Source organism: Micrococcus lylae, assembly GCF_900163825.1.
Lineage (GTDB): Bacteria > Actinomycetota > Actinomycetes > Actinomycetales > Micrococcaceae > Micrococcus > Micrococcus lylae.
Window position 1 is genome coordinate 34,537 of record NZ_FUKP01000023.1, and the last position, 9,418, is coordinate 43,954.

Here is a 9,418-nt window from a genome sequence, read left to right on the forward strand (position 1 = left end):
CTGCCACCCACGTCACACGACCACGATCAGTGACCGATGCCACGTCAGGGCTTGACGTGACTCACTCCGCTGGAGTTACCTAATGATCGTTCAGTAATTCCGAACGCGCCCTGAGCGCGCCCGTCGTGCGGCCCCACATCCCTGACCGCAAGCGAGGAGCATCGTGACCGATCTGCCTGCCCACCCCATCCTCGAGGGCGACGCCGCCAGCGCCTGGATGGGCCTGACGGTGGAGACCGCCGAGAAGGACCGTGCCGTGGTCCGCATGACCGTCCGCGACGAGATGGTCAACGGCTTCGGCATCACCCACGGCGGCATGATCTTCGCCTTCGCGGACTCCTGCTTCGCCCTGACCTGCAACGACCCTGACGCGGACGGCTCCACCATCACCGTCGCCTCCGGCGTGGACGTGAACTTCCTGGCCCCCACGACGGCCGGGCAGAGCCTCATCGCCGAAGGGAGGCTGGTCTCCCGCGCCGGCCGCTCCGGCGTCTACGACATCACGGTGACCACGGAGGACGGCGCGGTCGTCGCCGTCTTCCGCGGCCGCTCCCGCACCATCCCGAACCCCGCCGCCCGCTGAGGAGAGACCCATGATCGAGGCATCCATCCCCAACCCGTACACCCCGGCGCCGGTCCCGGCGAACCCGGCCGAGCGCGGCCGGCGTGACCCGGAGGAGACGATGAGCCGGGACCAGATCGAGGCGATCCAGTTCGAGCGCCTCCGCTGGACCCTGCACCACGCCTACGAGAACGTGGAGGCCTACAAGGAGCACTTCGACGCCCACGGCGTGCACCCGTCCGACTTCAAGGAGCTGGCCGACCTCGCCAAGTTCCCCTACACGGACAAGGAGTTCCTGCGGAAGAGCTACCCGTTCAAGGCGTTCGCCGCGAAGGGTCCGGAGCTGCGCCGCATCCACGCCTCCTCCGGCACCACCGGCCAGCCCACCGTGGTCGGCTACACGGACAACGACATCGCCACCTGGGCGAGCCTGGTGGCCCGAGTGCTCCGCAACGCCGGCGTGAAGCCGGGCGACCGCGTGCACAACGCCTACGGCTACGGCCTGTTCACCGGCGGCCTGGGCGCCCACTACGGTGTCGAGCGCTGCGGCGCCGCCGTGATCCCGATGTCCGGTGGCCAGACCGAGAAGCAGGTGCAGCTGATCAAGGACTTCGAGCCGTCCGCGATCCTCTCCACCCCCACCTACCTGCTGACCATCGCCGACGGCTTCCGCAAGATGGGCCTGGACCCGCGTGAGACCTCCCTGAAGACCGCGGTGCTCGGCGCCGAGCCGTGGACCGAGGAGATGCGCCGCGAGATCGAGCAGACCTTCGGCCTCGACGCGCTGGACATCTACGGCCTGTCCGAGGTCATGGGCCCCGGCGTGGCCGGCGAGTCCGCCGAGTCCAAGGACGGCTCCCACATCTACGAGGACCACTTCCGCCCGGAGATCATCGACCCGTTCACGGACGAGGTCCTGGAGACCGGCCACCCCGGCGAGCTCGTGTTCACCTCCCTGACCAAGGAGGCGCTGCCGATCATCCGGTACCGGACCCACGACCTCACCCGCCTGCTGCCGGGCACCGCCCTGCCGGGTCACCGGCGCATGGGCCGCATCACCGGCCGCTCGGACGACATGATCATCCTGCGCGGCGTGAACCTGTTCCCCTCCCAGATCGAGGAGCTGGCCCTCCAGATCCCGGCCCTCTCCCCGCACTTCACCCTCGAGATCACGCGACCGAACCGCATGGACGAGATGGCCGTGAACATCGAGCGCCGTCCGGAGTTCTCCAGGCAGGACGCGGAGAGCGGTGCCCGCGTGCTGCAGAAGGAGATCAAGACGAAGATCGGCTCGTCCTGCACCATCAACGTGGTCGAGCCGGACACCCTCGTCCGCTCCTCCGGCAAGCTGCGCCGCGTGTACGACCGCCGCAACGACTGACGCCTGCCCGGCCGACCCCCGGTGCTGCCGTCTGTGACGGTCCGCCCACCGGCCGACTTCCGCCTAGAGTGGGTCTTCCAGCCCCACAGGAGGACACCGTGAGCCCGCAGACCGCCGCATCCCACGACGACGGCACCCGCCTCGGCGAGCCGCTCACCGGGGTGCGCCCGGTCGTCTCCCGGCCCATGCCGGGCGAGCCCGGCGGTGGGCCTCGGGCGGCCTCGGCAGGGTCGGGCGGGCCTGCGCGCCGCGGCCGTCCCGGCTATGACCGGCAGACCCTGATGGCCGTGTGTGTGGACGTGTTCATCCGCCACGGCTATGACGCGACGTCCATGGGCATGCTGGCCAAGCATCTGGGCATCTCGAAGTCCGCGATCTACCACCACGTGGACTCGAAGGAGGCCATTCTCGAGCAGGCCCTCGATGACGCACTCGGTGCGCTCGAGGCGGCGTTCGATGCCGTCGAGGCCGGTGGGGGCTCGGCCGGTGAGCGGGTGGAGGCCGCCGTCCGCGGCACCCTGCAGGCTCTGGCGGACCACATGCCGCAGGTGACGCTCCTGCTGCGGCTGCGCGGCAACTCGGACGTGGAGCTGCGCGCCATGGAGCGCCGCCGCACCATCACCCGGCGCCTGGGCGGCCTGCTGGAGGCCGGCCAGGCCGAGGGGACCGTCCGGGACGACGTCACCCCGCGCAACCTCGCCCGCCTCACCCTGGGCATGATCAACTCGATCGTCGACTGGTTCCGCCCGGACGGCCCACACACCGTTCAGGACATGGTCCACTCCGTCACCGGCGTGGTCCTCAGGGGAGTGCGCGGCTGACGCACCACCCGGCGACCGTCCGAGGCGAGGCGGCTCAGTCCCGAGGCGGGGCGGCTCAGTCCCGAGGCGGGGCGGCTCAGTCCCGCAGCGGCTCTCCGATGACGTCGGCGAGGGCGTCCACGGCCTCCGCGTGCCGCTCGAGGACAGCGGACGGATCCTCGTCCGGTGCGGTGCTGTCCGTGATGGAGATGACGCGGTTGCCGTCGACTGCGACGGTGCCCACGTAGACCCCCTGGCCGTCGCCGCGGTCCGTGGCGAAGGTGTAGCGGGTGCCCTCGCCCCACTCGTGCTCCTCGTGGCCCGAACCGGCGGTGGCGACCACCGCGGTGGCGACCACCGGCTCGCCAACGCACTCCTGGTTGTCGGCGACCGTGAGCATGGCCTCCACGTAGTCTGCGGCGCCGGCGGTTCCCTCGAACGTGTCCACCTCCACCAGGTACGGGGCGCTCACGGTGTCCCCGTCTCCGCCGGCGGCGGGTGACTCTCCGGAGAAGCGGGTGGTCTGTGCCGTGGCGGCGGCGTAGACCTCGGCCCGGGCCACGACGTCCTCTCGGCACTGCTCGGAGACCATGGGGTTCGCGTTCGGGTTCTGGAGAATCTCGAGGGACTGTTCGCTGTCCCGCTGATGGTCGGCGACGGTGCCTCCCTTCACGGAGGCCACGGGGCGGCCCATGGTCTTCTCCAGGGCCCTCGTCATGGCGCGGGTCTTGTCTCCGTCCGGTGGCAGGAGGTGGTCCGGCACAGCCGAGGCCGAGATCTCGGCGTCGCCCGGGCCGTTCTCGTCACCGGAGCCCTCCGAGCCTCCCGTACCGTCGCCGCCGGAGGCCGCGCCCTCTGACGGCGAGGCCGCCGGGTCGGTGTCCGAAGGGTTCGCCGAGGCACTGGCGTCCTGGTCCGCCTGCTGGCAGGCGGTGAGCGTCAGGGCGGCGGCCAGCATCAGGGCAGAGCCGGCGAGGGGTGTGGCGTGGCGGCGATGAGTCCTCATGGAGATGAGTGTTCCAGATCACACTCACCGAAGCCGCGGCGGAACGATACCGGTTCGGCAACGGTTCCGTCCGCGGCCACGGCCCACCGCCCACGGCCGGGTCCACGGCCCACGGTCCACGGTCCACCGCCGGGGCCTACGGCCCGCGGCCCGGGGCAGGTGGGCGATCGGCGGTCCCGGGCGGCCAGAGCGCCGTCCCTCCTGGGCGGCCAGGGCCTCAGCCCTCCGAGCTCGGCGGGCCTCAGCCGCCCGAGCCCGCCAGGCCTCGGCCTTCCCAGCCCGCCAGGCCTCAGCCGTCCTTCGCGTCGGCGCGGAGGTCCTCCAGCAGGGCCTCGTTGCGCTGCTTCACCTCCTCGGCCTGGTCCGCGCCCAGAGCGGGGTGGCTGATCTCGTAGACGCGGGGGCCCTCCACGGCGAGGGTCTGCACGGTGCGCAGGCCTCCGTCGTCCAGGTTCCCGTGCACCATGTGCTCCACGGTGCCCTCGCCCCATGGCTGCTGCTCCGTGCGCTCCACCTCCGGCTTCAGGAACTTCTCCTCGTCCGCGCAGGCCGGGAGTTCCACCTGGGTGACGGCGGCGTCCCGGAAGGCGATCGCGCTCTGCGGGGAGTCCGTGTCCTCCCGGTTCACATACCAGCTCTGCGCGGTGTCCATGTCCTGCGGCGCCCCGTTCACCTGGGTGTGTGCGATGTCCGCATCCAGGTGCACGCTGTCGCGGGCGACCAGCTGCGCAACGCACTCTTCGGAGAAGTCGCCGCCGACCTTCTCCTCCTCCCGTGCGATGCGCTCCTCGGCCGAGGCGGTCATCTCCTCGGGGGTACGGGTGAGGGCGTCCGCGTGCGGGCCGAGGTGCTCCTCCACCACCGCCACCATGGCGTCCAGCTCCTCCTGGACCGGCGGGACGGCGGTGGTGCCGCCGGCCTCGGAGGCAGTGCCGGCGTCCTCGTTCGGCGAAGCGGGCGAGTCCGAGCCGCTCGAGGCCTCATCCGTGGCTTCGTCGCTCGCCTCGTCCGCGGCTTCGTCAGTTGCCCCGTCCGAGGCCTCGTCGGTCGCCTCGTCCGAGGCCTCCGCGGACTGCGTGCTCGCCGCGGCTGTCGTCGTCGTGGGCGTGCTCTCGGCCTCGGCGGGATTCCCGCCGCAGCCGGCCAGGGCCAGGGCCGCGGTCAGCACGAGTGCGGTGCCGGCCAGGGCCGGGGTGGTGTGAGTGCGCTTCGTGGTGTCCTTGGCGTTCGTATCCATGTGCCGGGACGTTGCCACAGCCGCGGCAACGGGACCAGGGATCCGGCGGTCTCGTCCTCACAACGATCCCCGCGTCAGGGCACGGCAACGTCACGACGCCCAGGCCAGCCCGCCGAAAGCTCGTCCCGACCTCCTGGGCGGCGGGCCCCCGTCGGCGACCACAGCGAACGGCCCCTCGCCCTGCTGAACTGGTCCCCGTTTCTTGGACTGGATATCCAGTTCCAGGAGACAGGGAGCAGTTCAGCGCAGGGCGAGAGGCCGTCGTCGGGAAGGGGTGGACGTCAGTCCGGCCCGGCGGAGGGGGTCAGGCCTCCGGCTGCTCCTTCATGGGCCACGTCTTGGTGACGAGGGTGAGCACGTCGTACTGGGCGCAGAGCTCGTCGTCCTGGTTGTGGATCTGGCAGTCCCAGGCGACCTCCCCGTACTCGTCGGTGACGCGCGGGGTGATGCGCTTGGCGGTCAGGGTGACGCGGATGGAGTCGTCATAGGTGACCGGAGTGATGAACCGCAGGTTCTCCAGGCCGTAGTTGGCGAGCACCGGGCCCGGATCCGGGGCCACGAACAGGCCCGCGGCCCAGGAGACCAGCAGGTAGCCGTGTGCCACGCGACGCGGGAAGAACGGGTTGGCCATGGCGGCCTCCTCGTCCGTGTGCGCGTAGAACTTGTCCCCGGTCTTCTCGGCGAACTCGGTGATGTCCTCCAGGGTGACCTTGCGCAGGCCCGAGGCGAACTGGTCGCCGACCTTCAGCTCCGCGAGGGACTTGTAGAACGGGTGCTTCTTGGCGCCCGACTCTACGTCCTCGCGGGTGACGGTGTCCGCCGCTGCGCCCTGGTGCCACACGCCGGTGACGGCGGTGAGCAGGTCCGGGGAGCCCTGGATGGCGGTGCGCTGCATGTAGTGCTTCACGGCGCGCACGCCGCCGAGCTCCTCGCCGCCGCCGGCGCGGCCCGGACCGCCGTGGACCAGCACCGGGACGGGGGCGCCGTGGCCGGTGGTGGTCTTGGCGGTCTGCCGGTTCAGGAAGTGCACGCGGCCGTGGTGTGCGCCGATGCCGGCGGCGAACTCACGGGCGGTCTCGCCGTCGTTGGTGGCCACGGAGGCGACCAGCGAGCCGGAGCCCAGGGCGGCCAGCTCCACGGCCTCGGCGACGTCCGTGTAGCCGATCACCGAGGTGACCGGGCCGAAGGCCTCCACCGAGTGGACCTCGGGGGTGCGGGCGTCGTCGAAGGACAGGATGGTGGGGGCGAAGAACGCGCCGGCCTCGGCGTCGGCCGATCCGGTGTCCGCGTCCGGGCCGCCGAGGCGGACCTTCGCGCCGGCGTCCACCAGGCGCTGCACGGCCTTGCGGACCTCGGCCTGCTGCTCCTTGGAGGCCAGGGCACCCATGGTGGTGCCCTCGGTGCGCGGGTCGCCCAGCACCACCTTGGAGGACAGGCGCTCGGAGAGGGCCTCCACCACGGCGTCCACGTGCGCCTGCGGGGCGATCACGCGGCGCACGGCGGTGCACTTCTGGCCGGCCTTGACGGTCATCTCCTGGAACACGATCTTCACGAACGCCTCGAACTCCGGGGTGCCCGGGGCGGCGTCCGGGCCGAGGATCGCGGCGTTCAGGGAGTCGGTCTCCGCGGTGAAGCGCACCCCGCCCTCCTGCACGTTCGGGTGCTTCTTCAGCGTGGCGGCGGTGGCGGCGGAGCCGGTGAAGGCCACGTGGTCGCGGTAGTCCAGGTGGTCCAACAGGTCGCGGGCGGAGCCGGAGATCAGCTGGATCGACCCCTCTGGCAGCACGCCGGACTCGACCATCAGGCGCACGCAGGCCTCGGTGACGTAGGCGGTCGGGGTCGCCGGCTTCACGACGGTCGGCACGCCGGCCACGAAGGACGGGGCGAACTTCTCCAGCATGCCCCACACCGGGAAGTTGAAGGCGTTGATCTGCACGGCCACGCCCGGGATGCGCTGGTAGATGTGCTCGCCGATGAACGAGCCGTCCCGGGACAGCGGCTCCACGTTGCCGTCGATGATCACGTTCGAGTTCGGCAGCTCGCGGCGGCCCTTGCCGGAGAAGGTGAACAGGGTGCCCACGCCGCCGTCCACGTCGAAGGCGTGGTCGCGCTGGGTGGCGCCGGTGGCGAAGGAGATCTCGTACAGCTCCTGGATGCGGGAGTTCAGGTAGATCGCGAGCTCCTTGAGCTTGAGCGCGCGCTCGTGGATGGTCAGCTCACCGAGGTTCTGCTGGCCCACCGTGCGGGCGTACTCGATGGCCTTGGCGGTGTCCAGGCCCTCGGTGGACACGTCCACGAGGTGCTCGCCGGTGTTGGCGTCCAGGACGGCGGTCTTCTTCGACGGGTTCTCCGGCGCCCACCACTGTCCGCAGACGTAGCTGGAAAGGACGGCGGGGGTCTTCTCGGCGGTGGTGGTCACACTGACTCCTTCGTGAGGGCGGCGGTGATCATGCGTGCGGCGCGCTCCGGGCCTGCCGGCGGGTGCCACCGGCGGTGAGGTCCGGGGCGTGCGCACGCGTGCCCGACCGATCGGTCGGTATTTGCCTCCACGCTACCGCAGAAGCTCGCGCCAGGGGAGGGGGAGGGGGCTGATCGTCCGGCGGCGGGTCTGGGGTGCGCTCGCCGGCGCACCTATGCTGGAGCACGGGGCCCTTCCCGACGATGGCCCCTCACCTTCTCCCTGCCGCCCACCTCTGCGAGGCCTCACCCATGCTGCGCACCATGTTCCACGCCAAGATCCACCGGGCCACGGTGACCCAGGCCGACCTGCACTACGTCGGCTCGGTGACCGTTGACCAGGACCTGCTGGACGCGGCGGGCATCCTGCCCGGCGAGCTCGTGTCCATCGTGGACGTCACCAACGGCGCCCGCCTGGAGACCTACACCATCCCGGGCGAGCGCGGCTCGGGCGTGATCGGCATCAACGGCGCCGCCGCCCGCCTGATCCAGCCGGGTGACACCGTCATCCTCATCGCCTACGGGCAGATGGACGAGGAGGAGGCCCGCACCTTCACCCCCACCGTGGTGCACGTGGACGGGGACAACCGGATCGTCGAGCTCGGCCACGACCCTGCCGACGCGATCGTGGAGGGCACCTCTCGCCCGCCGCAGTCCCGGAGCTTCGGCGAGGCCCAGGCTGAGCTGTGACCGTCGGCTGCCCGGTGACGGGGTCCGACCGCATCACCGACCGCCCCGGGGAGGCCGACGCCCCCGCGCTCGAGCGCACCGTGGACGAGCAGGGCCGCGCGACGTGGCACGTCCGCTCTCTGGCCCTGGTCCGCGAGGTCCTGCGCCGCAGCGGCGAGGTCCACCAGTCCGGCTTCGGCTCCGAGGCGGTCCGCCAGAGCATGCCGCTCACGCGCTGGCCCGTGCTGTGGGCCGACGGGGACGAACACCGCGCCCAGCGCACCAAGGTGGCCCGCTATTTCGCGCCCACGGTGGTAGACGCCCGGTACCGGGAGCTCATCGAGGCCCGCGCGGACGCCTTCCTCGCCCGCCTGGACGCCGGTGAGGCCGTGGACATGTCCGAGCTGACCCTGCACTTCTCCGCGCAGGTGGCCGCCCAGGTGATCGGCCTGACCGACTCGGACCAGGAGGCGATGGCCCGGCGGCTCGTCGGGTTCTTCGACCAGCCCGCCGCCGTCCTCGAGCCCGGCGCCTCCGGCTGGCGCCGCCTGCTGTCCCTGCCCGCGGCGCTGCCCGGCTCGCTGGAGCTGCTGCGCTTCCACCTCAAGGACGTCCGGCCCGCGTTGAAGGCCCGCCGCGCCGAGACGCGGGAGGATGTGCTGTCCCATCTGATCGCAGAGGGCTACTCCGAGCTGGAGATCGTCATGGAGTGCGTGACCTACGCCGCGGCCGGCATGGTCACCACCCGCGAGTTCCTGCAGGTCTGCGCCTGGCACCTGCTCACGGACGAGGACCTGCGGACCCGGTTCCTTGGGGCCGACTCGGCCGGGAGGCGGCGGATCCTCCACGAGCTGCTCCGGCTGGAACCGGTGGTCGGGCACCTGCTGCGCCGGGCCGTCGTCGACGTCCGCCTGATGACGAAGGAAGGCGAGGTGACGATCCCGGCCGGCGACCGCCTCGACCTCTACGTCCGGGCCGCGAATGCGGACCCGGCGATCGGCGACGACGGGAAGCGGCTGTGCCCGGAGCGCACCCTGCCGCGAGGCGTGCGGGCCGAGGTGATGAGCTTCGGGGACGGGCCCCACCGCTGCCCGGGCAACACCATCGCGATGATCGAGACCGAGGTGCTGCTCGAGCGGCTGCTGCGCCGGGACGTGGAGCTCGTGGGGGAGCCGCGGATCGAGTGGGAGGACCTGATCGCCGGATACGCCGTGCGTGGACTCGTGCTCCGCCAGGGGGTGCCCGCCTAGGTGTACCCGGCCATCACGTTGATGACACTCGTTGAGCGGGAGTCTTGCCCCCAAGC

8 protein-coding genes are annotated in these 9,418 nt (G+C 71.5%); 5 read left to right on the plus strand and 3 right to left on the minus strand.

What is annotated here, in order from left to right; genetic code table 11:
• Positions 1–163 precede the first annotated feature (163 nt).
• The 3 genes from paaI (at position 164) to FM125_RS03985 (ending at position 2,764) form a co-directional block, all read left to right on the plus strand.
• A complete protein-coding gene (paaI, locus tag FM125_RS03975; RefSeq protein ID WP_245829782.1) occupies positions 164–583 on the plus strand; it encodes a hydroxyphenylacetyl-CoA thioesterase PaaI in 420 nt (139 codons plus the stop codon).
• Positions 584–593: 10 nt separating this feature from the next.
• Positions 594–1,943: a phenylacetate--CoA ligase family protein gene (locus tag FM125_RS03980; RefSeq protein ID WP_067191427.1), complete on the plus strand. Its 1,350-nt coding sequence runs from the start codon at positions 594–596 to the stop codon at positions 1,941–1,943.
• Positions 1,944–2,128: 185 nt separating this feature from the next.
• Positions 2,129–2,764 (plus strand): TetR/AcrR family transcriptional regulator, encoded by a 636-nt coding sequence (locus tag FM125_RS03985; protein WP_087133715.1) that lies wholly within the window; start codon positions 2,129–2,131, stop codon positions 2,762–2,764.
• Positions 2,765–2,840: 76 nt separating this feature from the next.
• On the opposite strand, the gene FM125_RS03990 is transcribed toward FM125_RS03985, so the two are convergent.
• From FM125_RS03990 to paaZ, 3 genes are all read right to left on the minus strand, one after another.
• Positions 2,841–3,749: a hypothetical protein gene (locus FM125_RS03990; protein ID WP_087133710.1), complete on the minus strand. Its 909-nt coding sequence runs from the start codon at positions 3,747–3,749 to the stop codon at positions 2,841–2,843.
• Positions 3,750–4,038: 289 nt separating this feature from the next.
• On the minus strand, positions 4,039–4,986 hold the full coding sequence (locus FM125_RS03995) for a hypothetical protein (RefSeq protein ID WP_067192348.1): 948 nt from the start codon (positions 4,984–4,986) through the stop codon (positions 4,039–4,041).
• A 304-nt stretch (positions 4,987–5,290) separates the two neighbouring features.
• Positions 5,291–7,405: a phenylacetic acid degradation bifunctional protein PaaZ gene (gene paaZ, locus FM125_RS04000; protein WP_087133711.1), complete on the minus strand. Its 2,115-nt coding sequence runs from the start codon at positions 7,403–7,405 to the stop codon at positions 5,291–5,293.
• A 290-nt stretch (positions 7,406–7,695) separates the two neighbouring features.
• Between paaZ and panD the strand changes: the two genes are divergently transcribed.
• Together panD and FM125_RS04010 are read left to right on the plus strand one after the other, a co-directional pair.
• Complete coding sequence (gene panD / locus FM125_RS04005) at positions 7,696–8,133, plus strand: aspartate 1-decarboxylase (protein WP_087133716.1); 438 nt, start codon at positions 7,696–7,698, stop codon at positions 8,131–8,133.
• Complete coding sequence (locus tag FM125_RS04010) at positions 8,130–9,362, plus strand: cytochrome P450 (RefSeq protein ID WP_087133712.1); 1,233 nt, start codon at positions 8,130–8,132, stop codon at positions 9,360–9,362. Before panD ends, FM125_RS04010 begins: the two co-directional genes overlap by 4 nt.
• Positions 9,363–9,418 lie beyond the last annotated feature (56 nt).

What these genes read in the sequence shown, in the direction of transcription:
- FM125_RS03980 (WP_067191427.1), top strand. Translation starts at nt 594, where the DNA reads ATGATCGAGGCATCCATCCCCAACCCGTACACCCCGGCGCCGGTCCCG.
- FM125_RS03985 (WP_087133715.1), top strand. Translation starts at nt 2,129, where the DNA reads ATGCCGGGCGAGCCCGGCGGTGGGCCTCGGGCGGCCTCGGCAGGGTCG.
- FM125_RS03990 (WP_087133710.1), bottom strand. Translation starts at nt 3,749, where the DNA reads ATGAGGACTCATCGCCGCCACGCCACACCCCTCGCCGGCTCTGCCCTG.
- FM125_RS03995 (WP_067192348.1), bottom strand. Translation starts at nt 4,986, where the DNA reads ATGGATACGAACGCCAAGGACACCACGAAGCGCACTCACACCACCCCG.
- panD (WP_087133716.1), top strand. Translation starts at nt 7,696, where the DNA reads ATGCTGCGCACCATGTTCCACGCCAAGATCCACCGGGCCACGGTGACC.